This window comes from Haloactinopolyspora sp. (assembly GCF_027324685.1).
Classification (GTDB): Bacteria; Actinomycetota; Actinomycetes; order Jiangellales; family Jiangellaceae; genus Haloactinopolyspora.
Window position 1 is genome coordinate 1 of record NZ_DAHVSH010000054.1, and the last position, 24,780, is coordinate 24,780.

At 71.3% G+C, this 24,780-nt stretch carries 21 protein-coding genes and 1 pseudogene; 16 read left to right on the forward strand and 6 right to left on the reverse strand.

Annotated features, from left to right (window positions below; translation table 11 throughout):
- The 10 genes and pseudogenes from M6444_RS06760 to M6444_RS06805 form a co-directional block, all read left to right on the forward strand.
- Positions 1-287, forward strand: a pseudogene (locus M6444_RS06760) (hypothetical protein); the annotation flags it as partial.
- A gap of 41 nt (positions 288-328) precedes the next feature.
- Positions 329-1,045 carry a lysophospholipid acyltransferase family protein gene (locus tag M6444_RS06765; RefSeq protein WP_298324614.1) on the forward strand — a complete coding sequence of 239 codons (717 nt, stop codon included), beginning with the start codon at positions 329-331 and terminating at the stop codon, positions 1,043-1,045.
- A 39-nt stretch (positions 1,046-1,084) separates the two neighbouring features.
- On the forward strand, positions 1,085-1,597 hold the full coding sequence (locus M6444_RS06770) for an HNH endonuclease (protein ID WP_363326267.1): 513 nt from the start codon (positions 1,085-1,087) through the stop codon (positions 1,595-1,597).
- Between the two features lie 31 nt (positions 1,598-1,628).
- Positions 1,629-2,111: a general stress protein gene (locus M6444_RS06775; protein WP_298324620.1), complete on the forward strand. Its 483-nt coding sequence runs from the start codon at positions 1,629-1,631 to the stop codon at positions 2,109-2,111.
- The gene (locus M6444_RS06780) at positions 2,108-3,169 is read left to right on the forward strand and encodes a DUF2332 domain-containing protein (RefSeq protein WP_298324623.1); all 1,062 of its coding nucleotides are present in this window, start codon (positions 2,108-2,110) and stop codon (positions 3,167-3,169) included. The genes M6444_RS06775 and M6444_RS06780 overlap by 4 nt, the downstream gene beginning before the upstream one ends.
- Positions 3,166-3,747, forward strand: a complete 582-nt coding sequence (locus M6444_RS06785) for a histidine phosphatase family protein (RefSeq protein ID WP_298324627.1) — start codon at positions 3,166-3,168, stop codon at positions 3,745-3,747. Before M6444_RS06780 ends, M6444_RS06785 begins: the two co-directional genes overlap by 4 nt.
- Positions 3,748-4,590, forward strand: a complete 843-nt coding sequence (locus M6444_RS06790) for a PHP domain-containing protein (protein WP_298324630.1) — start codon at positions 3,748-3,750, stop codon at positions 4,588-4,590.
- Positions 4,587-5,369 carry a putative protein N(5)-glutamine methyltransferase gene (locus tag M6444_RS06795; protein ID WP_298324632.1) on the forward strand — a complete coding sequence of 261 codons (783 nt, stop codon included), beginning with the start codon at positions 4,587-4,589 and terminating at the stop codon, positions 5,367-5,369. Before M6444_RS06790 ends, M6444_RS06795 begins: the two co-directional genes overlap by 4 nt.
- A 5-nt stretch (positions 5,370-5,374) precedes the next feature.
- A complete protein-coding gene (locus M6444_RS06800) occupies positions 5,375-6,208 on the forward strand; it encodes a PD-(D/E)XK nuclease family protein (protein WP_298324635.1) in 834 nt (277 codons plus the stop codon).
- A 139-nt stretch (positions 6,209-6,347) separates the two neighbouring features.
- Complete coding sequence (locus M6444_RS06805; RefSeq protein ID WP_298324638.1) at positions 6,348-7,022, forward strand: L,D-transpeptidase; 675 nt, start codon at positions 6,348-6,350, stop codon at positions 7,020-7,022.
- 210 nt (positions 7,023-7,232) lie between these two features.
- Here M6444_RS06805 and M6444_RS06810 read toward each other — a convergent pair whose 3' ends face one another.
- Positions 7,233-8,726: a DEAD/DEAH box helicase gene (locus M6444_RS06810; RefSeq protein WP_363326268.1), complete on the reverse strand. Its 1,494-nt coding sequence runs from the start codon at positions 8,724-8,726 to the stop codon at positions 7,233-7,235.
- A 130-nt stretch (positions 8,727-8,856) separates the two neighbouring features.
- On the opposite strand from M6444_RS06810, the gene M6444_RS06815 reads away from it, so the two are divergent.
- Positions 8,857-9,546: a ferritin-like fold-containing protein gene (locus tag M6444_RS06815; RefSeq protein ID WP_298324644.1), complete on the forward strand. Its 690-nt coding sequence runs from the start codon at positions 8,857-8,859 to the stop codon at positions 9,544-9,546.
- Positions 9,547-9,564: 18 nt separating this feature from the next.
- Here the strand turns inward: M6444_RS06815 and M6444_RS06820 are convergent, their stop codons facing one another.
- The 3 genes from M6444_RS06820 to M6444_RS06830 form a co-directional block, all read right to left on the reverse strand.
- Positions 9,565-9,792: a DUF3107 domain-containing protein gene (locus tag M6444_RS06820; protein ID WP_298324647.1), complete on the reverse strand. Its 228-nt coding sequence runs from the start codon at positions 9,790-9,792 to the stop codon at positions 9,565-9,567.
- Positions 9,793-9,885: 93 nt separating this feature from the next.
- A complete protein-coding gene (locus M6444_RS06825) occupies positions 9,886-10,509 on the reverse strand; it encodes a TetR/AcrR family transcriptional regulator (protein ID WP_298324649.1) in 624 nt (207 codons plus the stop codon).
- Positions 10,510-10,560: 51 nt separating this feature from the next.
- A complete protein-coding gene (locus M6444_RS06830) occupies positions 10,561-10,761 on the reverse strand; it encodes a hypothetical protein (protein WP_298324652.1) in 201 nt (66 codons plus the stop codon).
- A gap of 80 nt (positions 10,762-10,841) precedes the next feature.
- Between M6444_RS06830 and M6444_RS06835 the strand changes: the two genes are divergently transcribed.
- Together M6444_RS06835 and moeZ are read left to right on the forward strand one after the other, a co-directional pair.
- Positions 10,842-11,810 carry an alpha/beta hydrolase gene (locus M6444_RS06835; protein ID WP_298324655.1) on the forward strand — a complete coding sequence of 323 codons (969 nt, stop codon included), beginning with the start codon at positions 10,842-10,844 and terminating at the stop codon, positions 11,808-11,810.
- 63 nt (positions 11,811-11,873) lie between these two features.
- Positions 11,874-13,046 (forward strand): adenylyltransferase/sulfurtransferase MoeZ, encoded by a 1,173-nt coding sequence (moeZ, locus tag M6444_RS06840; protein ID WP_298324657.1) that lies wholly within the window; start codon positions 11,874-11,876, stop codon positions 13,044-13,046.
- A gap of 7 nt (positions 13,047-13,053) precedes the next feature.
- Here the strand turns inward: moeZ and M6444_RS06845 are convergent, their stop codons facing one another.
- Both M6444_RS06845 and M6444_RS06850 read right to left on the reverse strand, forming a co-directional pair.
- Entirely contained in the window at positions 13,054-15,456 is a 2,403-nt protein-coding gene (locus tag M6444_RS06845; protein WP_298324659.1) for a lysylphosphatidylglycerol synthase transmembrane domain-containing protein, read from the reverse strand.
- Between the two features lie 57 nt (positions 15,457-15,513).
- Positions 15,514-17,901: a flippase-like domain-containing protein gene (locus tag M6444_RS06850; RefSeq protein WP_298324662.1), complete on the reverse strand. Its 2,388-nt coding sequence runs from the start codon at positions 17,899-17,901 to the stop codon at positions 15,514-15,516.
- A gap of 44 nt (positions 17,902-17,945) precedes the next feature.
- On the opposite strand from M6444_RS06850, the gene M6444_RS06855 reads away from it, so the two are divergent.
- The 3 genes from M6444_RS06855 to M6444_RS06865 all read left to right on the forward strand — a co-directional run bounded on the left by M6444_RS06855 (position 17,946) and on the right by M6444_RS06865 (position 24,698).
- On the forward strand, positions 17,946-18,254 hold the full coding sequence (locus M6444_RS06855; RefSeq protein ID WP_298324664.1) for an MGMT family protein: 309 nt from the start codon (positions 17,946-17,948) through the stop codon (positions 18,252-18,254).
- A gap of 121 nt (positions 18,255-18,375) precedes the next feature.
- Entirely contained in the window at positions 18,376-21,516 is a 3,141-nt protein-coding gene (locus M6444_RS06860) for an ATP-dependent DNA helicase (protein WP_298324666.1), read from the forward strand.
- The gene (locus tag M6444_RS06865) at positions 21,513-24,698 is read left to right on the forward strand and encodes an ATP-dependent DNA helicase (RefSeq protein WP_298324667.1); all 3,186 of its coding nucleotides are present in this window, start codon (positions 21,513-21,515) and stop codon (positions 24,696-24,698) included. The genes M6444_RS06860 and M6444_RS06865 overlap by 4 nt, the downstream gene beginning before the upstream one ends.
- Positions 24,699-24,780: the final 82 nt, after the last annotated feature.

Consider the following 24,780-nt stretch of genomic DNA (forward strand, 5'->3'; position numbering starts at 1 on the left):
CCGACGGCGCCACGTTCGCCCAGGCGGTCCTCGGCGCCGGCGCACCATCGGAGATGACCGGCGTCGCCGAAGTGGACGGACGCCTGGCCGTCGGCCTGCTGTTCCCGGAGACCGGCGCGACGCTGTGGGTGGCCGCTATCGGCGAACCCCTGCCGCTGCGCTTCGAAGAGAAGGGCGCCTCGGCCGGGAAAGGGATCCTGACCTTCACCGACTTCGGCGAGCCGGTCGAGATTCAGCCGCCGACCGACGACGAGTTGCTCGACGTCGAAGACCTTCCGGCGGAGTAGCTGCGCTGCCTGGACGCCGGTGTGCGTCATAATCATCCATTGTGGAACTAGTGGGTTCGGTTGCCGTGGGGCTCACCAGCCTGTTCGGCCGGGTTCGCGCGGACGGGTTGCACCACCTACCGGCACAAGGCCCGGCCATCGTGGCCGTCAATCACACGACCATCGCCGACGTTCCACCGGTCCTGGCCACGCTGCACCGCGCCGGACTGCGGCCCAGCATTCCCTGCGGCCGGGCGTCGTGTGACGTTGACCACGCACACATCCGGTTCATGGCGTCCTCGATGGTGTTCGAGAACCCGCTCATCGGACCGCTGGCCCGACAGGCGGGCATGATCGAGGTGGGCGGGCGCCAGGCCGGTGCCGCGGCGCTTCGCGCGGCACGCGAAGCGCTCGGCCGTGGTGAAGTCGTGGGCATCTACCCCGAAGGCGACGTGTCAGCCACCGAGGACGGCTCACCGCGCCGGTTCCACTTCGGCGTGGGGCGGTTGGCCAGCGAGACCGGTGTCCCGGTGGTGCCCGTGGCACATCACGACGCCCGTCGTATCGGCTCCGGCTCCACGGCACGCACCCTGGGCGGCGCGCTGACGTCCATCGTGCGTCGTCCGACCGTCCGGCTGCGGGTCGGGCCCCCGATTCTCGCCGGGGAGTACGCGGGGTTGCCGCTGCGTGACGTCGTCGAGTTGATCCACGATCGGGTGGTGGACGTGTGGCGCACCGTAGCCGGGAATTCGGTGTGCTGCTCCGATGAACGACACTAGAGTCGGCACAGGCCGTGCGAAGCGGGCACGAAAGGAGGCGTGCGAGTGAACACGCTGGTCCTCAATGCCTCCTACGAGCCGCTCTCCGTGGTGTCGGTCAAGCGGGCCGTGGTCCTCGTGCTCACCGAGAAGGCGGTCATGGAGCACGCCGACTCCGCGAAACTCATCCGGTCGGCCACCCGCGAGCTGCCCACGCCGCTGGTGGTGCGGTTGCTGCGCTTCGTGCGAGTCCCGTACCGGCGCAAGGTGCCATGGTCGCGCAGCGGTGTGCTCGAACGGGACGGGCGCCGGTGCGCGTACTGCGGCGAGCGCGCCGCCTCCATCGATCACCTCGTGCCGACCTCGCGCGGGGGCGCCGCGCGTAGTTGGCTGAACACCGTGGCCGCCTGCGTGTCGTGTAACCAGCGCAAGGCCGACCGGACGCCGTCCGAGGCCGGCATGCGCCTGCTCATCGAACCCTTCGAGCCGAAGACGCACCGTGCTCTGGTGCTGGCGCTCGGCGTTTCCACCGCGCAGACTCTGCCCGATTGGCTCACGGCAGCAGTCAGCTGAAGTACGCTCAAGGTGACGTGGGAGGTGTGCCATGGTCAGTCCGGTTCCCGGCCTGCCAACCGGCCTCGTTGTCGGGACGTACGACGACTACCCGGCTGCGCAACGAGCCGTGGACTATCTGGCTGACGAGAAGTTTCCCGTCGAGCACTTGGCCATCGTGGGTAGCGACCTGCGCCAGGTCGAGCGGGTGACAGGTCGGCTGACCTGGGGTAAGGCAGCACTGGGCGGGCTTGCGTCGGGGGCCTGGCTGGGGTTGTTCGTCGGATTGTTGCTGGGACTGTTCACCAACGAGGGCTGGCTGCAGATCATCGTGTTCAGCGTGGTCTGGGGCGCGATCTTCATGGCGATCTTCGCCCTCGTCGGGTACTGGCTGACCGGTGGGCAGCGCGATTTCACTTCCAAGAGCGTGACCGTCGCCAGCCGGTACGAGATCTACTGCCAGCACCAGCATGCCGAGGCCGCCCGCAACCTGTTGGCGCACTTGTCCTTGCGCTCCGACCGCACGACGCCGTGACGTCAACGCCGACGGTCGACCTGGCCGACCGGTTTCGACGCCACGCCGAGATGTCCGACCGGATGGGGGCGCCGCTGTACGCCGCGCTCACCCGCGCGATGGCTGACGATTGGGCGGCCGGTGGGGTGGTGCGCACCATCTGTGCGGGATGGGACGAAGCCACCGAATCCGACCTCGTGTCGCTGCGTTTCCTCGGCAGCCTGCACCGGCTGGTCCTCACCGGCCGGGCGCCTTCGCTCGTCGCGTACTACCGCAACCTCGGCGGCACGCGCGCCCCGGACGACGTCTGGCCGGTCGCCCGCAGCGTCATCGAGGCCTTCGCCGACGACATCCGCGCCGATCTGGCCGTGGTCCCACAGACCAACGAGGTGGGGCGCTCGGTGGCGCTGCTCGTCGCGCTGTTCCGGGCCGCGGCGCAGACCGGGCTGACCCGGATCCGGTTGTTGGAGGTCGGCGCCAGTGCGGGTCTCAACCTGCTGATCGACCGGTACCGGTTCGAGGGCCCCGGGTGGTCGTGGGGACCAGCGGAGTCACCGGTGTGTTTCGACGTCGACGCCACCGTGGAAGCCCGCCCTATCGAGATCGTCGCCCGGCGCGGATGTGACCTGGAACCCGTCGACCCGACCACCCCGGCCGGTCGGCTGCGACTGAAATCGTTCGTCTGGCCCGACAACGTCGAGCGGTACCGCCGCCTGGAGGGCGCGCTCGACGTCGCCGCCCGATGGCCGGTACGCGTGGACCGGTCCGAGGTGAGCCCGTGGTTGCGCGAGCGACTGGCCGAATCGGTCGACGACGACGTGCTGACGGTCGTGTGGCACTCGGTCGTGTGGCAGTACCTCGACCCCGTGGCGCGTCGCGAATCCGAGAGCGTCATCGCCGCGGCGGCCGAACGCATGCCGCTCGCCCACGCCAGCATGGAGCCGGCCGACCTCAGCCGCGCCGCGGACATCGTCTTGACCCTCACGACCTACGACGCCGGCCAGGCGAGCACGACCGAGCTGGGCCGGCCGCATCCGCACGGCCTGCCGTTGCGGTTGAGCTCCGGTGCGGCGTCGTGACCGGCCCCGAGCTGTGGCTCGTGCGCCATGGCGAGACCGAGTGGAGCCGCGACGGGCGGCACACCGGTCGTACCGATGTGCCGCTGACCCCGGCCGGTGAGGACGCTGCGCGATCTCTGCGCCCCCGGCTGGCGGCGGTGGCCTTCGATCTCGTGTTGTGCAGTCCGCTGCAGCGCGCGACGGCGACGGCCACCCTGGCCGAGGTGCCCACGCCGGAGCTCGACGACGACGCCCGGGAATGGGACTACGGCGACTACGAGGGCATCACGACCGCTCGAATCCACGAGACCGACCCGCAATGGTCGCTGTGGACCGACGGCACGCCAGGCGGTGAACAACCCGATGACGTGGGTGCGCGGGCCGATCGCCTCGTGGCCCGGGTGCGCTCGACTGCGTCCACGCGCGCGTTGATCGTGGGCCACGGCCACATCCTGCGGGTGGTGGCCGCACGCTGGATCGGGTTGGCCGTCGCCGGCGCCGCCCGGCTACGCCTGGACACCGCCACGGTGTCCGTCCTCGGCTGGGAGCGCGCCACCGCAGTGATCACGCGCTGGAACACGCCGGGCTACGATCGCTGAGTGCGCATCGACCTGCACACCCACAGCAACGTCTCCGACGGCACCGACACCCCGGCCGAGCTGGTGCATGCCGCCGAGCGAGCCGGCCTGGACGTCGTCGCGTTGACCGACCACGACACCACGCTCGGCTGGGCCGAGGCGCTCGAGGCCGGCGCCACCTGCGGTGTGGAGGTGGTGCCGGGGCTGGAGATCTCCACCGAGCTGCGCGGCCGGGGAGTGCACCTGCTGGCCTACCTCGTCGACGCCGCCCACCCGGGACTGCAGGCCGAGCTCGGCCGGATCCGCTCGGACCGGTGGACCCGGTTGGAACGCATCGCCGCCGCGCTCACGGCCGCCGGCTATCCGCTCGACGTCGACGACATCCTGGCCCATGCGCAGGGTGCCTCGTCGGTGGGCCGTCCGCACGTCGCGGACGCCATGATCGCCCTCGGGTACGTCGCCGACCGCGAAGAGGCCTTCGCCTCGTATCTGTCCGAGGGCCGCGCGGGCTTCGCGAGCAAGTACGCCCCGCCCACCACCACCGCCATCGATCTGGTGCACGCGGCCGGCGGGGTGTGTGTGCTGGCCCACCCCTGGGGGCGTGGTTCCCGGCGGGTGCTGCGTCCGTCCGCCATCGCCGACCTACGCGCCGCGGGGCTGGACGGTATCGAGGTCGATCACCAGAACCACGACCGGATCGCCCGGCGCGACCTGCGCGCCCTCGCCGTCGAGCTGGACCTCGTCGTGACCGGCGCGAGCGACTACCACGGCACCGGCAAGGTCGGCCACGACCTCGGCGTCAACACCACCGACCCGGAGCAGTGGGACCGGCTGCGCAGCCTGGCCGCCGGGGTGCCGCGATGACGACGGAGCTGGCTGCCCGCCTGCGGACGGCGGGCTGCGTGTTCGCCGAGCAGGAGGCGAGCTTGCTCCAGGCTGCCGCACCCACGCCGGATGCGCTGGAGTCCATGGTGCGCCGGCGCGTCGACGGCGTCCCGCTCGAGCATGTTCTCGGCTGGGCGGAGTTCGCCGGCCTGCACATCGACGTCGACCCCGGCGTCTTCGTGCCGCGCCGGCGCAGTGAGCTCCTGGTCCACGAGGCCACGAGACTGGCTCGTGCCGGTCCCGGCCGCGCCGCGGTGGTCGTCGACCTGTGCTGCGGATCCGGTGCGCTCGGCGTCGCTGTGGCCGCGGCGCTCGGTGAGATCGACCTGCACGCCGCTGACGTCGACCCGGTGGCGGTCCGGTGCGCTCGACGCAACGTGGCCGCCTACTCAGGCCAGGTCTACGAAGGTGACCTCTTCGCTGCGTTGCCGGCGACGTTGCTCGGGCGCGTCGACCTCCTGCTGGCCAATGTGCCGTACGTGCCCAGTGCCGAGATCGCGCTGATGCCGCCGGAGGCGCGCGTGCACGAAGCCCTGGTGGCCCTGGACGGCGGCGCCGACGGTCTCGACGTCCTGCGCCGGGCGGCCGCGGAGGCCGGCCGGTGGCTGGCCACCGGCGGACACCTACTGGTCGAGACCAGTCGCCAGCAGGCGTCGCACGCCGCCGACCTGATGGCTCGGGGCGGGCTGGCGACGCGGGTGACGAGCGACGACGATGGCACCACCGTGGTCGTCGGCACGAGGCGGAGGCGAGGGTGACCCCTGTGAGTGCGCCCATTCTCGACGGCATGCCGCGACGGCTCTACAGCGCCACCCCGACCCGATTGACCACCTGGCTGGACTGCCCGCGCCGGTACCGGTTCGCTTACCTCGACCGGCCCGCGCCGCCGAAGCGCCCGCCCTGGGCGCACAACACGGTGGGCGGCGCGATCCACAACGTGCTCGCGGCCTGGTGGCGCCTCGACCGGGACGCCCGCACGGTGGCGGTGGTGCCTTCTCTCGTCGACGAATACTGGGGGGACGAAGGCTTCCGCGACGAAGCGCAGTCGCAGCAATGGCGCGAGCGCGCTGCGGCGATGGTGCAGCGCTACGTCGCCGAACTCGATCCCGACGACGAACCGCGCGGGATCGAACGCACGGTCGGCACCGTGCACGGCCACACGGCGTTGACCGGCCGGGTCGACAGGATCGACGAGCGTGACGGTGAGCTGGTCATCGTCGATTACAAGACCGGCCGCCACGTACTCACCACCGACGATGCCAGATCGTCGCTGGCCCTGGCGGTCTATGCTGCCGCGGCGGCCCGCACGCTGCGGGTGTCGTGCCACCGCGTCGAGTTGCATCACCTGCCCACGGGCGAGGTGGTGACGTGGCGCCACGACGAGCGGACCCTGGCCCGCCACCTCGACCGAGCCGACGACGTGGCGGCGGAGTGCCGCAGCGCCGACGCCGCGTTCCGCGACGGCGACACCGGCGACACGACCTTCCCGCCCCGGCCGTCGCCGTTGTGCGGATGGTGCGACTACATCCAGCACTGCCCGGACGGCCGCGCGAACGCCGGTGTACGGTCGTCCTGGGCAGGCCTGGCGGATTCGTGATGCCCGCAGTAGGGTGATCATGGTCAACGGGCACGGTCGATCCGTTCAAGGAGTGCGAATGCCAGGACGCTACGGCGTCTCTTCGCGGTCGCACGTCACGCGTACCGGCAGGTCGCGCGCGGCGCGAGGCATCCGCATCATGGCTACGACCTGCATCGCCGTCACCGCGGGAGCGTTCGGACTGGCCGATACCGCCAACGCGCCCGAAGACTCCAATTTCATCGGCGCTCCGGCGCCCAAGCCCAGCCGCGACGCCGGCGACGACGTCTCCCGCTCCGCCGATCGCGAACCGCCCCCGGCGCCCAAGGCGCTGCGCAGCCCCGGCCCTGGATTCGGCCCGCCGCAGCCGCAACGCACCGCCACGCCCAAGCCCAACCCGAACGTCAAACCGGCGGCCACCGCTGAGCTGCCGGCCAAGAGCGGGTCCGGGCACCGGGTCGTGTTCGACATCACCGCTCAACAGGTGTGGCTGGTCAACAGCAAGAACGCGGTGGTGCGCACCTACCTCGTGTCCGGCAGCCGGTTCGACCAGCTACCCACCGGAACGTTCGAGGTGTTCTCGAAATCGCGCGATGCCGTCAGCTGGCACGGCACGGAGACCATGGAGTACATGGTCCGCTTCTATCGGGGCGAGAACTCCAACATCGGCTTCCACGACATCCCCGTCGCCACGGCCACCGGCGAGGAAGTGCAGACGCTGTCCCAGTTGGGCACACCGCTTTCCGACGGCTGCATCCGCCAGGACCTCGAAGACGCCGTGGCGCTGTGGGAGCACACCCCGGTCGGAACGCCGATCGTGGTCGTGCGTACCTGATTTTCTCAACCGCCGGAATCGCCGAAACGATGGTGCGATGCCGCAGCGCTGTCTACCATGGCGTGCACGGGACGCTGGCGGGCTGGTGAATTCGTCGGACTTCCCGGTTCCGGTGCCGCAGCGCGGTTGGGTGGCTGTGACCGCGTCGGCCCGGAACAACCTCCCGGTGATCGTCGGCCGTCTCCACCCCGAGGAACACCTCGCTGATGATTACCGGGAGGTCTCACTCCGCGGCTGATCCTGCTGTGCACCGTCGCCATCCACCGGTTTGCCACCGCGTGTGCGCTGCCGCGGGCGCCGTTGCCTACGCGGGCGGCGAGCCTCGCCGTCGTGGCGATCAGTACGCCGCCGGTTACCGGACGAACCGCGAGATCGCTGCCCCTTGGACTTGCCCGTTTCGCCGAGGTCCTCGAGCCGTTCGGCGTCGAGGCCGGCGCGAGTGCGCTCCGCGCGCGGCAAGGTCCCCTTCGCCCCGGCGGGGATACCGAGGTCGGTCAAGAAGTGCTCGCTGCTGGAGTAGGTCTCGACCGGATCCGGGAACGGCAGCTGGAGCGCGTCGTTGATCATCTTCCACCGGGCGAGGTCGTCCCAGTCGACGAGCGTGATCGCCACGCCGCTGGCGCCGGCCCGGCCGGTGCGCCCGATGCGGTGCAGGTACGTCTTCTCGTCATCGGGGCAGGTGAGGTTGACGACGTGCGTGACGCCCTCGACGTCGATGCCCCGGGCAGCGACGTCGGTGGCCACCAGAACGTCGATCTTGCCGCTGCGGAAGGCACGCAGCGCCTGCTCACGAGCTCCCTGCCCCAGGTCGCCATGGACGGCGGCAGCAGCGAAGCCACGGTCGCGCAGGTCGTCGGCCAGGCGCTGCGCAGCGCGCTTGGTCTGGCTGAAGATCATGGCCAGCCCGCGGCCCTCGGCTTGCAGCAGCCGGGCGAGCATCTCCTCTTTGTCGAGCTGGTGCGCCCGGTAGACGAACTGCGCCGTCGCGGGAACGGTGGCGGTCTCGTCCGGCGACTCGGCCCGGATGTTCAAGGGATGGCGCATGTACCGGCGGGCCAGGCTGACCACCGCTGCCGGCATGGTCGCCGAGAAGAGCATGGTCTGGCGCAGCTCCGGGGTCTGGCTGATGATCTTCTCGACGTCGGGGAGGAACCCGAGGTCGAGCATCTCGTCGGCCTCGTCGAGGACGAGCACCTTGATGTGCCCGAGGTCGAGATCACCGCGGTTGGCCAGGTCGAGCAGGCGGCCGGGGGTGCCGACCACGACGTCGACTCCTGACGCGAGCGCGTCGAGCTGCGGTTCGTAGGCGCGCCCGCCGTAGACGGTCAGCACGCGGACGTGGCGCACGGTGGAAGCCTTCTGCAGGTCGCCGCTGACCTGAACGGCCAGCTCACGCGTCGGCGTGACCACCAGCGCTTGAGGTTTTCCCGGTTCGGTGGCCTCGGCGTAGTCGCGGTCGTGCGGAGCGACGATGCGCTGCAGCAGCGGAATGCCGAACGCGAGCGTCTTGCCGGTGCCCGTGCGCGCCTGCCCGATGAGATCGTTGCCGGTGAGCGCGACGGGTAGGGCCATCTCCTGGATCGGGAAGGCCTCGGTGATGCCGACGCGTTCGAGTGCGTCGGCGATGGGGGGAAGAACTCCCAGGTCGGTAAAGGTCGTCAGGGCGTCTCGCCTCATTCGTTGCGGGTTGACCCGAGGCGTCATACGACGACATACCTGCGCTACGGCACTGGACGTCCGGACGTCCCCAGGGGCGCCCGTTCGCCCGGACGCCATTTCTACCAGGGGCCAGTGTACGTCACGTCTCGTGCTGTGACGGTCTATCGTGGCCGACGTGACGCCACCGGAGTCGACTTCCATCACTGACGACCCGTCCTACCGGGCCGGAGTCATCGAACTGCTCGGGGTACTCGCCGTCGGCGAGCTGATCGCCTTCGACCGGTTGGCCGCCGATTCCAGGATGGCCCCCACCCTCAGCGACAAGGCCGCCCTGGCGGGCATGGCCGTCACCGAGTTCCACCATTTCGAACGGATCCGGGATCGCCTCGACGAACTCGGCGTGTCCGCGGACGAGGCCATGGCGCCGTTCTACCCGGCCTATGAGCGGTTCCACGCCAACACCGCGCCCTCGGACTGGCTGGAGGGGTTGGTCAAGGCGTACGTGGGCGACGGCATCGCGGCCGACTTCTACCGCGCCGTCGCCGAGACCGTCGACCCGGTGACGCGCGAACTGGTGCGCGAGGTGCTCGCCGACGCCGGGCACAGCGAGTTCGTCGTGCAACGGGTGCGCGACGCAGTGGACGCCGACCCGCGAGTGGCCGGGCGGCTGGTGCTGTGGGCCCGCCGCCTGGTCGGCGAGGCCCTCGCCCAGGCCCAGCGAGTGGCCGTCGACCATGACGCGCTCGCCGGGCTCGTGGTCGGCTCCGATGGCAGCGGGTTCGACCTGGCCCAGCTCAGCGAGTTGTTCACCCAGCTGACCATGAACCACGCCGAGCGTCTGGCCCGGCTGGGGCTGTCGTCCTGACCGTCGCGGCGGCGACCCTCAGGCGGTACCGAAGCCCACGCGACGCTCGACCGGCTCGCCGATCTCGACGTACGTGAGGTGCTCGGTCCGCACGAGAATCTGGCGCCCCCGCTCGTCGGTGAGGTTCAGCACGCCCTGGCGCTCGGAGAGTGCCTGACGCACGATGGCGTCGATCTCTTCCGGCGACTTGCTGGTCTCGAGGGACAGCTCGCGCGGGGCGTTGTGCACGCCGATCTTGACCTCCACGGTCACCTCTTCCTGTCGAATCTCGTCGATGTCAGGCTAGCCGAGCAGACGCAGCAGTCGATGCTCTGTGCGCCCCGAGCGTAATCGGGACCGTCAGCCGTCGACCTTGGGGAAGCCCCGGATACCCCGCCAACCCAGTGTCGCCACCAGCTCGGCCGCCGTGCTGCGTGGGATCGACCCGCCGGAGGAGAGCCAATACCGCGCCGTGACGTGCGCGATGCCGACCAGCCCCACGGCGAGCAGCGTGGACTCCTCGGGCGGCAGCCCGGTGTCCTCGGCGATGATCTGGCTGATCTCTTGTGAACACAGCTCGTTGAGCCGATCGAGGCGCAGCTTGACCGCCGGCTCGTTGGGCAGGTCGGACTCGAACAGCAATCGGTAGGCGCCGGAGTCGTTGTCGACGAACTCGAAGTAGGCGCTGACCGTGGCCTGGACGCGCAGCTTGTTGTCGTCGGTGGAGGCCAGTGCCCGGTGGAGATGATCGAGCAGATCGTCCTTCGTCTCGTCCAGCAGCGCGAGGTAGAGCTCCAGCTTGCTCGGGAAGTGCTGATAGAGCACCGGTTTGCTGACGCCGGCCCGCACCGCGATCTCGTCCATCGCGGCGGCATGAAAGCCCTGAGCCACGAAGATCTCACGCGCGGCCCGCAGCAGTTGGGCACGGCGTTGATCACGGGGCAGGCGTACTCCGCGGGCGGGTACGTCGGGCGCGGAAGCCACAGTTCTCCTCACGGTTGCGTGACCGGATCGTATCGCTGCCGCCCGGCGGCTTCAGCGGTAGTCGTCGTCGTCGAACTCGACGATCAGCTGTTGATCCTGCGCATCCGCGGGGTCGACGTCGTCGGGCAGGTCCGCTTCGATCTCGTCGCCGCCGGCGTCGTCGGTGAGGCCCCGCTGCTGCTCGTGGCGGTCGGCCTCCGGAGCCTCGGTGTACTCGTCGTCCAATTCCGGCTTTGCGTCACGTCGGGCCACCGTGCACCTCCTGCTTGTCGACGACACGACCGTACCCGGTGCCGGGAGCGTGAATCGGTACCTGTGCCAGCATCAAGGCTGTGACATTCATCCAGGCAGGCGTCGAGTCGTTGTCCGGCGAGTACCGGCACCTCGCGACCGGGCGCACGGTGTGGGTCCGGCACAGCCGGCCGTCGCGGCCGGTCGGCGAGCGGATCGTGTACGTGCACGGGCTGGGCGGCGCGTCGTCGAACTGGACCGCGCTGATGCGTGAACTTCGCGACGACGCCGAGCAGTTCGCGCTCGACCTGCCCGGCTTCGGCGACTCGCCACCGGGGACCCGGCACACGGTCCCCGGGTACGTCGACGACGTCATCGCGCTGCTGGAGCAGTTCGACGAGCCCGTGCACGTGGTCGCCAACTCCCTGGGCGGGATGATCAGCGTCTACGTGGCCGCTCGGCGCCCGGACCTGGTGCGCACGCTGGCCCTGGTGTCACCGGCGATGCCCCAGTACCGCCTGCCGTGGGCGGCGCAGGCCACGGCGTTCATGGCGCTGCCGTGGCTGGGGGAGCGGATCATCGAGCGGGCGCACGGGGTGCCGTCGGAGCGCCAGATCGCGCAGTTGGCCGCGGTGTTGTTCGCCGATCCGGCAGCCGTGCCGCGTGACGAGCTGGACTTCGCCGTGCAGGAGCGGGCCCGGTGGACGCGGCAGCCGTACTCCGGCGACGTCCTCCTGGGGGCACTGCGCTCGCTCGTGGCGCAGTACACGATGCCGCCGCGCAGGTCCGCCTGGGGCGCGGCGACCCGGATGCTGTGCCCGACGATGGTGATGATGGGCGGTCGCGACACTCTGGTCGGCTCGTGGGCGCGGACCCGGTGGCGGCGCGCGCGGCCCCGGACCCGTCTGGTGTCCATGCCGAACTCCGGGCACGTCGCGATGATGGAGCACCCGGCCGCGGTGGCCGAGTTGATCCGGCAGTTCCACCGGGATGCTCGTCCACCCGGCTCGCGCCGTGGCCCAATTGGCGAGACGACGTGTCCAGGAAGCGAACACTCGATTCGGGAATGACCAACGGCGTGGCACGGTTGGGCCAAGTGAGAAACGACGCCACGCACTCACACGGAGCTGATCGTGTCCCTGCCGCCCTTGGTGGAGCCCGCTAGCGAACTCACCGTCGACGAAGTTCGCCGCTATTCGAGGCATCTGATCATTCCTGATGTCGGAATGGACGGTCAGAAACGTCTCAAGAACGCGAAGGTCCTGATCATCGGCGCGGGTGGTCTCGGTTCCCCGGCGCTGCTCTATCTCGCCGCGGCCGGGGTGGGAACCCTGGGGATCGTCGAGTTCGACGAGGTCGACGAGTCCAACCTGCAGCGTCAGGTCATCCACGGCCAGTCCGACATCGGCCGGTCCAAGGCGCAGTCGGCGCGTGACTCCGTCAAGGAGGTCAACCCGTACGTCGATGTCGTCCTGCACGAAGGGCAGCTCACCAACGAGAACGCGTTGGAGATCTTCGCCGACTACGACCTCATCCTCGACGGCACCGACAACTTCGCCACCCGCTACCTGGTGAACGACGCCGCCGTGCTGCTGGGCAAGCCGTACGTGTGGGGGTCGATCTACCGGTTCGAGGGCCAGGTCAGCGTTTTCTGGGAAAAGCACGGCCCGCAATACCGCGACCTGTACCCCGAGCCGCCGCCACCAGGCATGGTGCCCTCGTGCGCCGAGGGCGGCGTGCTGGGCGTGCTGTGCGCGTCCATCGGCTCGATCATGGTCAACGAGGCGATCAAGCTGATCACCGGAATCGGCGACCCGCTGGTCGGCCGGCTGCTGGTCTACGACGCCCTCGAGCCGAGCTACACGACGCTGAAGATCCGCAAGGACCCGACGGCTGAGCCCGTCACCGAGCTCATCGACTACGAGGCCTTCTGCGGCACCATCAGCGACGAAGCAGCCGAGGCCGCCGCCGACTCCACCATCTCGGTGAAGAAGCTGCGCGATTGGCTGACCGAGCGTGACCAGGGCGAGCGTGACTTCGTCCTCGTCGACGTCCGGGAGCCGAACGAGTACGAGATCAACAAGATCCCGGGCTCGGTGCTGATCCCGAAGGGCGAGTTCCTGAACGGCTCGGCGCTGGAGAAGCTGCCGCAGGACAAGCAGGTCGTGCTGCACTGCAAGTCCGGGCAGCGCTCGGCCGAGGCGCTGGCCGTGGTCAAGGGCGCCGGCATGGCCGATGCCGTGCACGTCGGAGGCGGCGTGGCCGCATGGGTCAGCCAGATCGACCCGGAGCAGCCCGCCTACTGAGCCGAGCTCACAGCAGGTCGCGCTTCTGCAGCTGGGTCCACATGACCCAGCCTGGCAGGATGGGCAGCCAGAACGACACGATCCGGAACACCAACACCGCGGTGACCGCCGTGGTCGCCCCCACCCCCAGCGTGCTCACGCCCGCGGTGAGGGCGGCCTCGACGGCACCGAGTCCGCCCGGCGTCGGAACCGCCATCCCCAACGTGTTGCCGACCAGCTGCACCACGGCCAGCGCGGCCAGGTTCGCGGTCCCGCCAACGGCCTTCAGACAGGTGTAGAAGCACAAGATCAAGCTGGCGGACTGCAGCACGATCCCGCCGAGCGCGACGGCCAGCTTGCGCGGATTGCTCAACACGTCGAGCAGGCGCGGCAGGCCGCGCTCGGCGAAGTCTCGCCACAGCGCGCGAAGCCGCGCCCGGATCGGCGGGATCACCGCCAGGATGGCGGCGACCAGCAGGATGGCGACGACGATGATCAGCGTGTCGATCGACGGGTCGATGTCCGGCGCCGCCGACGAGCCGGACACGACACCCAGCACGCCGATGACCGGGAACGTGATGGCGACGTTGCCGACCTGGTTGGCCGCCACACTGGCCGCGGCCAGTGGCCCGGCGACCCCGGCCTTGGTGAGCAGCCGGATGTTGATGGTGACGTTGCCCACCGTCGACGGCGTCACGAGCTTCAGGAAGCCCAGCGCGATCTGTGCGCCGACGGCACGCCAGAACGGCACCCGTTCGGGAACGAACCCGAGCAGGGCCAGCGCGGCGCCGATGAAGCTGGTGAACATCAACACCACCGACACGAACAGCCAGCGCCAGTCGGTCTGCGCCCACAGCTGGGTGAACGACACGTCGGAGAGCTGAGTCCCCACCAGATAGACCGCGAACACCGCACCGACGCCGGTGAGCAGGGACAGCGGGCGTAGCCGTTGCAGGCGCACGGGCTGGGGCGACTCGCGCCCGGTGCTGCTGACCAGCCCGGCGCGCAACTGACTCAGCACGTCCCGGTGACCCTTGAGGTCACGGCGGGTGGAGCGGGCCAGCGCCATCGGCTGCAGCAGCGGAATGGCCGCGCTGACGACCGAGCGGCCCAGCACCCGGATGGCGGTACGGATGGTGCGCTCCGGGCCGACGACCAGCGACGCGCCGACCAACGCCTGGGCGAGGTCGGCACGGATCGCCAGGTCGGGGGCGGCGATCTCGCCCCCGGACGGGTCGAGCAGCCACACCTTGCCGGCGTCGGAGATCAGGATCGTGCGCCCGGACAGGCGTCGGTGGGCCACCTCGTTGCGGCGCAACCGGCCGAGCTGGCGCCACAGGTCCTCCAGCATCGCGTCGGTGACCTCGTCCGCGGTCAGGTTGGCCAGGACGCGCCCGGGCACGTGCTCGTAGACGATGGCGGCGGCGTCGGAACCGATGCGCAGGACGTTGAGCAGCTTCGGGGTGCGAGCCCCGGCGCGAGAGACCGCGAGCGACTGCAGCGTGATCTGGTTGAGCGCGTTGCGCATCGTGACCATCTGGCGCGGCAGCACCTCTTCGCGTGTGCGGACCTGGTCGGCGGCGCGGGCCAGGAAGCCGGCGCCGTCCTCGTCGCGGTCGAGGACCAGGATGCCCAGGCAGCCGTGGGAGGTCTCGGCGATGTAGCGGCGGTACTTGTCGACCGGATCCGCGCGCAGCGTGGCGACGTCGTAGCCGTTCGCCTTGAGCACCGCGGCGACTTTGCGCCCGTTCGGGGCGACCGAGGGCTGGCCGCTGACCAGGCGCACCAGCAGGCCGACCGCCCGCCCGACGCCGAGTGAGACCAGCATTCCGCCGACGGTCACGTCACCTTGGAACAGCCACACCGCGAAGCTGCCCGCGATGGCCAGCGCCGCGACCTGCCGGATACGTTTGAGCGCCAGGCGCGAGACCACGGTGACGATGGCGACCAGCAGGGCGGGCATCGCCGGGATCGGGGTGCCGTCCACGCCGCCGGCCGTGGGCACGAACGTGTCGTGCAAGCGCTCCGGCGCCGGGCCCAGCAGCCACGTCGACACCAGCGCGGCGACCACCGCGGCGAGAACACCGGCGATCAGCAGTTCGACCGTCGTCCGCATCCGCCCGCGGATCATCAGCATGAACACCAGCACCGGCGGGAGGGCGAGGCTCGCCAGCTCCGAGGCGAACGAGACCGTCTGGACCGGTCCGCTGGGGAAGCGTTGATTGAATTCCGCCAGGTCGGCGGTCAGGCCGGTCAGGGTTCGCTCGGCGACGACGGCCAGAGCGGCCAGGGCGATGATGCCGGCCAGGACGAACAGCAACTGCAGGCCGTCCACGGGGCGGCGGGTACGGCGCGGTAGCGGCGGCTCCTCGACCACGATCTTGGTGGCCGAGCTGCCCCGCGCCCGCGTGTGCTCCGTCGCCTCGGTCATCGAGGTTCGATCGTCGCACGTCACTTGGCGGACCGACGGACAGGTCCGCCAAGACGTCTAGAGCATGTCGCGCTTGCGCATCTGTGTCCACAAGATCCAGCCCGGCAGGATGGGCAGCCAGAACGAGATGATCCGGAAAACCAGGACACCGGTGACCGCTACGGTCGACGGCACGCCGAGCGTGCTCACGCCCGCGGTCAGCGCCGCTTCGACGGCGCCGAGGCCGCCCGGCGTGGGCACGGCCATGCCGAGGGTGTTACCGACCAGCTGAACGACGGCCAGCCCGGCGAAGTTGACCGTCTCGCCGACGGCCAGCAAGGCGGCGTAGAAGCACGCGATGAGCCCGAGCGACTGCAGCAGGATGCCGCCGACGGCGGTGGCGAGCTTGCGGGGGTCGCCGAGGACGTCCAGCAGCCGCGGCAGACCCCGCTCGGCGAAGTCGCTCCACACCGTACGCAGCCGGGCCCGGATGGGCGGGATCAGCGCGAGCAGGGCGGCGCTGAGCAGGAGCCCGACGATCACCACCAACGTCGTCGTCGAGGGCAGCCCGGCGACCGCGGAGGTACCCGAGGCCACCGCGAGCACGACGAGCAGCGGGAATGTCACCGCGACCTGGGCGACCTGGTTCGCCGCGACGCTCGCCGAGGCCAGCGGTGCCGCGATCCCGGCCTTGGTGAGCATCCGGATGTTCATGGCCACGCTGCCCACCGTCGTCGGCGCGACCAGGCGCAAGAAGCTCAGCGCCACCTGGGTGCCGAGGACACGCTTGAAGGGGACCCGCTCCGGGACGAAGCCGATGATGCCCAGGGCCATGCCGACGTAGTTCGCGATCATGGCCGCCACCGCCAACAGCAGCCAACGCCAGTCGGTCTGCGCCAGCAGCTGCGTGAACGACACGTCGGAGAGCTGAGTTCCGACGAGGTAGACCGCGACGACCGAACCCACGCCGGTGACCAGCGACAACGGCCGGAACCGTTGCAGGCGTACCGGCTCGGCGGGGGCGCCGACGCTGTCGACCAGGCGGCGGCGCAGATCGACGAGCGTCTCGCGGTGCCCCTTCACGTGCCGGCGGGTGGCCGGCGCCAGTGCCACCGGCTGCAGCAGCGGGACCGCCGAGCGCACGACGTCGGGTCCGAGCACGCGGAGGGCGGAGTCGACCGTGCGCTGCGCGCCGACGGCGATGCCGACGGTGGTCAGTGCCTGGGCGAGATCGGCGCGCAGGGCGATGTCGTTGGCGGCGACCTCCCCGCCGGAGGGCGCGAGCAGCCACACCCCGCCGTCGCTGTCGACCCGGATGGTCCGCCCGGACAGCCCGCGGTGTGCCACGTGGTTACGCCGCAGTGCGCCGAGTTGGCGCCACAGGTCCTCGAGGGTGTGCTCGCTGATCTCGTCGGCGGACATCTCCGCCAGCGGCCGGGCCTCCACGTGGTCGAAGACGATGATCGCGGAGTCGCCGTCGACGCGCAGCACGTTGCGCAGTGGCGGCGTGCGGGCCCCGGCGCGGGCGACCGCGAGTGACTGCAGTGCGATGCGATCCAGCGTCTCGCGCATCGTGACCGTCTGCCGCGGCAGCACGTCGGCGCGCGTGCGCAGCCGGTCCATCAGCCGGCCGAGCGTGCCTGCGCCCTCGTCGTCGCGGTCCACGATCAGCACGCTCAGCCGCCCGTGCGGGGTCTCGGCGGTGAGCAGCCGGTACTCACCGGACGGATCGGCGTACAGCGCCTCGACGTGGTAGCCGTTCTCCGCCAGCGTCGCGACGATCTGCTGCCCACTCGGAGCCACCGAGGGCTGTCCGCCGAACAACCGGACCGCCAGGCCGGCCGACGCCCCGATGGCCAAGGCGATGAGCAGGCCGCCGACCGTGGCCTCACCGCGGAGCAACCCGACGGCGAAGCTGCCCGCGATGGCGAAGATCGCGACTTGCCGCGAGCGCTTCAGATCCCGCCGGGACACGATCGTGACCAGCGCGACGAGCATGGCCGGGTACGGCGGGACCGGCGTGCCGTCCACGCCGTCGATCACCGGCACGAGCGGGTCGTGCAGCCGCGCCGGGGCACTGGTGCGCAACCACGTGGACACCAGCGAGGCCGCGGCCGCCGCGATGAGCCCGGCGATCAGCAGCTCGACCGTGGTGCGAACCCGTCCGCGGATCATCAGGACCACGACCAGGATCGGCGGCATCGCGACGCCGGCCAGGTCGGCGGTGAACGACACGATTTCGAGCGGGCCCTCAGGCACGCGATTGTTCAGGTCCGCGAGGTCGGCGGTGATGGCGGTCATCGTCCGCTCGGCGATGATCGACATCGCGACCAGCGCCGTCATACCGGCGATGAAGATCAGCAGCCACAGGCCGTCGAGCGGACGGCGGATGCGCGAAGGCAGCGGCGGCTCGTCGACCACGCTCTGCACGGCCGACCTGCCTGGCGGTTCCGTGGGCTCGGTCATTGCAGGTCTGATCGTCCCATGACGCGGTGCGAGATCATGCGAGGGTGGACGATGAGTACGCAGAAGCCGTCCTCGCGCTGGTCGAGCAGATCCCGCCAGGGCGGGCGATGTCGTACGGGGCGATCGCCGACGCGGTCGGGGCCCGACTGGGCCGCGGCGGACCGCGCCAGGTCGGGGCCGTGATGTCGACCCTGGGCGGTGCGGTGCCGTGGTGGCGTGTCGTGACCGTCACGGGCCGGGTGCCGCCGGGACACGAGCGCCGGGCCTATCGTGAGCTGATCGCCGAGGGGACGCCGATGACGGCCGACGGCTCGCGCGTGGATCTGCGGCGGGCCGGGTGGTACCCCCAGTGAGCGCGGTGGTGTCGGAGTCGCAGTTGTGTCGGTGACGCGTGGTGGGATGGAGAAACTTCGCCCAAGCGACAGTCGGCAGGAGGGAGCGGCACCGTTGAGGCGACCTGTCGAGCGTGCAGCGGTGCGCCTGGTTCGCACCGCCCGGCCGGAACCGTCGCCGGTTCATCTCGACGCCGCGCAACAACGAGCCGTCGACCACCGCGGCGGGCCGGCGCTGCTGCTGGCCGGGCCGGGCACGGGCAAGACCACCACGGTGGTCGAGGCGGTGGCGCGGCGGGTGGAGCAGGACGGCCTGGATCCGGAGCAGGCCCTGGTCCTGACGTTCAGCCGGCACGCCGCGGCCGAGCTGCGCGACCGGATCGCCCGACGGCTCGGGCGTACGGTGCGCGAGCCGTTGGCCCGCACGTTCCACTCCTACGCCTTCGGTCTGCTGCGCCGCGAGGCGGTCCAGAACGGCGAGCCCACCCCGCGGCTGCTGGGCGGGGCCGAACAGGACGTCTTGATCCGTGAGTTGCTGCGTGGCGACGTGGAGCAGCTGGGCGCGGACTACTGGCCGCAGCGGTTGCACGCCGCGCTGCTGACCCGCGGGTTCGCCGGCGAGCTGCGCGATCTGCTGATGCGCGCGGCCGAGCGCGGCGTGGGCCCCGACGAGCTGGCTGAGCTCGGGCGGCGCCACGGCCGTGACGACTGGGCCGCGGTGGCCGCCTTCGCCCGGCAGTACGGCGGCGTCACCGCGTTGCGGCATCCGCCGTCCTACGACCAAGCCGAGCTCGTCCGCGCCGCGGCCGCGCTGCTGCGCGACGATCCGCAGCTGTTGGCGCGTGAGCGGCAGGCACGCCAGTTCGTGGTGGTCGACGAGTACCAGGATTCCGATCCGGCGCAGGAGGAGCTGCTCCGGCTGCTCTGCGGCGGCGGGCGCGACCTGCTCGTCGTCGGCGATCCCGATCAGTCGATCTACGGCTTCCGCGGTGCCGAGCCCGACGCCCTCCGGCATTTCCCCGAGCGTTTCCCGGCCGCCGACGGGTCGCCGGCCGAGGTGCTGGCGCTGGAGGTGTCCCGGCGGAGCGGCCCGGCTCTGCTCGAGGCATCGCGCCGGGTGGCCATGCGATTGGGCGGACCGTACCGGCATCGCCGGCTGCGCGCCGCCGATCCCGGCGCCGCCGGCGAAGCATCGGTTCACGTGCTGCCCAGCACCAGTCAAGAGGCCACGTTCGTGGCGTCCCGGCTACGCGCGGCGCACCTGCTCGACGACGTTCCCTGGCAATCCATGGCGGTGCTGGTCCGGGCAGCGTCGGCGGTCCCGGTGCTGCGTCGTGCCCTGGCCGGGGCCGGCGTACCGGTCGATGTCCGGCTCGAGGACGTGCCGCTGGTGGCCCAGCCGGCGGTGCGCTCGATGCTGACCGTCCTCGAGCTCGCGTGCTCAATGCGCGAGCTCGATGTCGACACCGCGCTGGAGCTGATCACCGGGCCGCTGTGCCGAGCCGACGCGCTGGCCGTGCGCCGGCTGCGCCAGGAGTTACGGGCCGGTGAGCTGGCCGCAGGGGGAGGACGTGCCTCCGGCGAGCTGCTGGTGGAGGCCATCACCGACCCGAGCGTGTTGCTGCCTCTCGACGACGCCGCTGTGGAGCCGGCGGCGCGGCTGGCGGGGCTGGTCGCGGCCGGGCGGGCGGCCGCCGAGGCCGACGGCGCGACGGCCGAGGACGTCCTGTGGGCGGTGTGGACCGAGTCGGGACTGGAACAGCGCTGGTCGCAGCAGGCGCTGTCGGGTGGTCGCTCCGCGGCGGCCGCCGATGCCGATCTCGACGCCGTCGTCGCCCTGTTCGACGCTGCCGCGCGTTACGTCGACCGGATGCCCGGGGCCGGTCCGGCCGGCTTCGTCGAACATCTGCGCCACCAGGAGCTGCCCGCCGACACCTATCGGCCCGGCACGCCGCGCAGCGCGTCGGTGACCATCCTCACCGCGCACGCGGCCAAGGGCCTGGAGTGGGACGTGGTGGCCGTGGCCGGCGTGCAAGAGGGCGTGTGGCCCGACCTGCGCGAGCGGGGCAGCCTCTTGGGCACCGAGGTGCTGGTCGACACTGTCGCCGACCGGCACGACTCCCCGGTCACCAGGGCCAGCGCCCGGCTGGCCGAGGAGCGCCGGTTGTTCTACGTCGCGGTCACCCGTGCCCGCCGGCGCCTGTACGTCACCGCCGTGTCGAACGAGGACGCCCAGCCGTCCCGGTTCCTCGACGACATCGATCCGCTGCCCACCGACGCCGAGCCCGAACGGAGCGTGCAGTCCGCCGGCCGGGGGCTGAATCTGCCGGCGGTCGTCGCCGAGCTGCGGGGGGTGGTGTGCGACCCGGCACAGCCGGACGAGCGGCGCAGGGGAGCAGCGCACCAACTGGCCCGCCTCGCCGCAGCCGGGGTGGGCCAAGCCGACCCCGACCACTGGTACGGCCTACGTCCGCTGTCCACGGCCGAACCACTGGGCGAGCCCGGCGCGCCGGTGCGGGTCTCGCCGTCCAAGGTCGAGGAGTTCAACCGGTGCGAGCTGCGCTGGCTGCTCAAAGCGTGCGGAGCCACCGATGCCGACCTCGGCCGGGCGGGGGTGGGCTCGCTGGTGCACGATCTGGCCGAGCGAGCGGCCACGGAGGGCTGGAACGACGACAAGCTGCTGACCGAACTCGACCATGCTTGGCCGAGCATGGACGTCGGCGAAGGATGGGTCGCCGCGCGCGAGTACGAGCGGGTGCACGAGATGGTCGAGCGGCTCGGGCGCTGGCTGCGCGCCAATCCGCGCACCCTCGTCGGCGCCGAGGTCGAGTTCGACGTCCCCGTCGGGACGGCGCGCCTGGTGGGCCGAGTCGATCGCCTCGACGTCGACGACGCAGGGCGGCTCGTCGTCGTCGACTACAAGACCGGTACGCACGCGCCGACGGCGGCGGAACTGAGCGAGCATCCGCAGCTGGCCGCCTACCAGCTGGCTATCGAACAGGGCGGATTCGACTCCGTCGCCCCCGGCGAGCGCCGCTCCGGTGGTGCGAGCCTGGTCCAGCTCGGCAAGGCCGCCGGCAGCCGGAAGGGCGAGGCGCGCGAGCAGGCCCAGCCGCCGCTGGCCGACTCCGCCGATCCGTCCTGGGCGCACGACCTGCTTCAGCGCACGGCCGAGGGGATGCGTCGGCCGGCATTCCGCGCGCGCAAGGGCAGTTGGTGCGCCGTGTGCCCGGCGCGGCCGTCCTGTCCGGTGCATCCCGAAGGCGACCAGGTGGTTCCGTGATCACCCCACAGGAGCTGGCCCGGCGCCTCGGCCGGCCCGACCCCACCGCCGAGCAGGCCGCGGCCATCGCGGCGCCGCTCGAGCCCGGGGTCGTGGTCGCCGGGGCGGGCTCGGGCAAGACGGACACGATGGCGTCGCGGGTCGTCTGGCTCGTCGCGGGCGGGCAGGTGCGCCCGGAGCAGGTGCTGGGCCTGACCTTCACCCGCAAGGCCGCCCGCGAGCTGGCTGCGCGGATCCGGCGCCGGCTGCTGCAGCTGGCCGCGCGCGGTGTCATCGACGCCGACGGCGACCTGCTCGACGGTGAGCCCACCGTGCTGACCTATGACGCCTACGCCGGGCGGATCGTCGCCGAGCACGCGCTGCGGCTGGGGCGCGAGCCCGGCGCCAAGTTGATCACCGAGGCGGTGGCCTGGCAGTACGCCCAGCGGGTGGTGTCGACGTACGACGGCGACATGGACGCGGTCGCCTACGCCCCCTCCACCGTCATCGGCAAGGTCTTGGCCCTGCACGGTGAGTTGGCCGGGCACCTGGTCACTCCGGATGCCGTGCGCGAGTTCACTGCCGAGCTGCGCCGGCAGGTCCACGCCCGGCCCAAGGCGGACAAGCAGCGCACCAAGGAGCTCCTGTACGCCGATGTCGCCAAGGCGCTGGCCGTCCAGGACTCCCGGGTGGCGCTGCTGCCGCTGGTCGAGGAGTTCCGGCGGCGCAAGCGGGCCGACGAGGTCGTCGACTTCGCCGACCGCGCCGAGCTCGCCGCCACGCTGGCCGAACGGTTCCCAGAAGTGGGCGAAGCCGAGCGGGCCGCGCACCGCGTGGTGCTGCTCGACGAGTATCAAGACACCAGCCATGCCCAGCTGGTCCTGCTGCGCTCGCTGTTCGGCGACGGGCACCCGGTGACCGCCGTCGGCGACCCGGCGCAGTCGATCTACGGCTGGCGCGGGGCCAGCGCCGGAACGTTGACGTCGTTTCGGCGGGAGTTCCGTACTTCCGACGGTTCGCCTGCCCGGTTCGACTCGCTGACCACCAGCTTCCGCAACGGCGCCGCCATTCTCCAGGTCGCCAACCGGCTGTCCGCACCGCTGCGGGCCGAGGGCATGGACGTGCCCGAGCTGTCCGCGTTCCCCGGGCTCGCCCCGGGGGAGGTGAGCGTGTCGCTGCACCGCACCGCCGACGACGAGGCCGCCGACGTGGCGCGGCGTGCGCGGGCGTTCTGGGACCGCTCGGCCGAGGGACGCACGGTCGCTGTCCTGGTGCGCACCCGCAGCCAGATTCCCCGCCTCGAGGCCGCGCTGCGGGCCCAAGACCTGCCCGTCGAGGTCGTCGGTGTCGGCGGCCTGCTCGCCACCGCCGAGGTGGGCGACATCGTCGCGACGCTGCGGGTCATCAACGACCCGTCTCGCGGTGACGCCTTGATGCGCCTACTCACTGGCGCCCGCTGGCGCATCGGCCCGCGCGACCTCGACGCCCTGGCCACGTGGGCGCGCCGGCTCGGTCACGGCGGGCGCAGCGCACCCGAGGCCGGTGTCGCGGTGGCTGACGAGGTCGACGAGCTCGGCATCGTCGACGCGCTCGACGCACTGCCCGGCCCGGAGTGGTTCTCACCCGAGGGGTACCGCCGGTTGCGGGCGCTGGCAGGCGAGCTCCGCGCATTGCGCGGCCGGGCGGGCCAGTCGTTGACCGAGCTCGTCCACGACGTCGAGAGAACGCTGGGCCTCGACGTCGAGCTCGCGGCCCGGTACGGCCCGGCCGGGCGGACGAACCTCGACCGGTTCCTCGACGTGACCGCGGAGTTCGAGGCCGACGGGGCCGGCGGGCGATTGTCGGCGTTCCTGGCCTACCTGGATGCGGCCGAGACCGCCGAACGCGGCCTGGCGCCCGGCGAGGTCGAGGTGAGCGGCGACCGGGTCCAGGTGCTGACCGTGCACGGTGCCAAGGGCCTGGAATGGGACGCGGTCTTCGTCACCGGGTTGGTCGACAAGGTGTTCCCGGCCGGCGGTGAGCGCGACCGAGCCTGGCTGGGCGACCCGGGCGAGTTGCCCTACGCCCTGCGCGGCGACGCCGCGTCGCTGCCCCGTCTGGACATCGAGTCCACGACCGACCAGCAGGACGTGCGCGACACCGTCGCGCAGTTCTACGTCGATGCCGCCGACGCCGGCCGGCTGGAGGAACGCCGCTTGGCCTACGTCGCCGTCACTCGAGCACGCATGGTCCTCGGGTGCAGCGGGTTCCGGTGGGACGACGCGACCCGCCCGCGCATGCCGTCGATGTTCCTCGACGAGATCCGCGAGGTGTGCGAACAGGGCGCCGGCGAGGTCGCGGTGTGGGCGGCCGAGCCCGATCAGGACGAGACCAATCCGCTGGCGGAGAACGAGGTCCCGGTGCAGTGGCCCTACGACCCGCTGGGCGCGCGGCGTGGCCAGCTGGAGTCCGGGGCCGCGCTGGTCCGCGCGGCCCAGGAGGAGCTCGACGGAGCGCTGTTCGTCCCGGATGCCCCAGCGACCGAGTGGGACGCCGAGATCGAGCGACTCCTGGCCGAGCGAGAGCACGCGTCGCGGCGCCGGCCGGTCGACGTCGAGCTTCCCGAACACCTGTCGGTCTCGCACCTGGTGCTGATGCGTGAGAACCCCGAGGCGCTGGCGCGGATGCTGCGCCGTCCCGTACCGCGGCCGCCGGCGCCGTCCGCGCGTCGCGGGACCTTGTTCCACGCGTGGTTGGAGTCTCGCTGGGGCGCGCCGCGGCTGGTCGACGTCGACGAACTGCCCGGCTCGGCCGATGCGGGCGCCGCTGCGGACCGCGAGCTCGCCGCGCTGCAAGAGGCCTTCCTGGCCTCGGCCTGGGCCCAGCGCACCCCGCTCGAAGTCGAGGCGCCGTTCGAGCTGCTGGTGGCCGGGGTACTGCTGCGCGGGCGCGTCGACGCCGTGTTCGGCACCGACGACGGTGGGATCGACGTCGTCGACTGGAAGACCGGCAGCCCGCCGCGCGACGACGCCGAGGAATCCGTGCGCATCGTCCAGCTCGCCGCGTACCGGCTCGCGTTCGCCAAGCTGCGCAACCTGCCGCTCGAGCGGGTGGGCGCCGCCTTCCACTACGTGCCGGCCGATTACACCTTGCGGCGGGCTGACCTGCTCGGGGAAGACGAGCTGCGCGAATTGATCACCTCGCTACCGGCGCCCGAAAATTGACGACGACCGGGGCGGCAGCACAGGAAAACGCGAATTTTACCCGCTTGCCGGGCGCGTTGTCTCGGAGTCTGGTCCGTTGTCT

Excerpts from the sequence above, each read along its gene's own strand:
- M6444_RS06805 (WP_298324638.1), top strand. The coding sequence starts at position 6,348 with ATGGCTACGACCTGCATCGCCGTCACCGCGGGAGCGTTCGGACTGGCC.
- M6444_RS06810 (WP_363326268.1), bottom strand. The coding sequence starts at position 8,726 with ATGACGCCTCGGGTCAACCCGCAACGAATGAGGCGAGACGCCCTGACG.
- M6444_RS06850 (WP_298324662.1), bottom strand. The coding sequence starts at position 17,901 with ATGACCGAGCCCACGGAACCGCCAGGCAGGTCGGCCGTGCAGAGCGTG.
- M6444_RS06795 (WP_298324632.1), top strand. The coding sequence starts at position 4,587 with ATGACGACGGAGCTGGCTGCCCGCCTGCGGACGGCGGGCTGCGTGTTC.
- M6444_RS06775 (WP_298324620.1), top strand. The coding sequence starts at position 1,629 with ATGGTCAGTCCGGTTCCCGGCCTGCCAACCGGCCTCGTTGTCGGGACG.
- M6444_RS06845 (WP_298324659.1), bottom strand. The coding sequence starts at position 15,456 with ATGACCGAGGCGACGGAGCACACGCGGGCGCGGGGCAGCTCGGCCACC.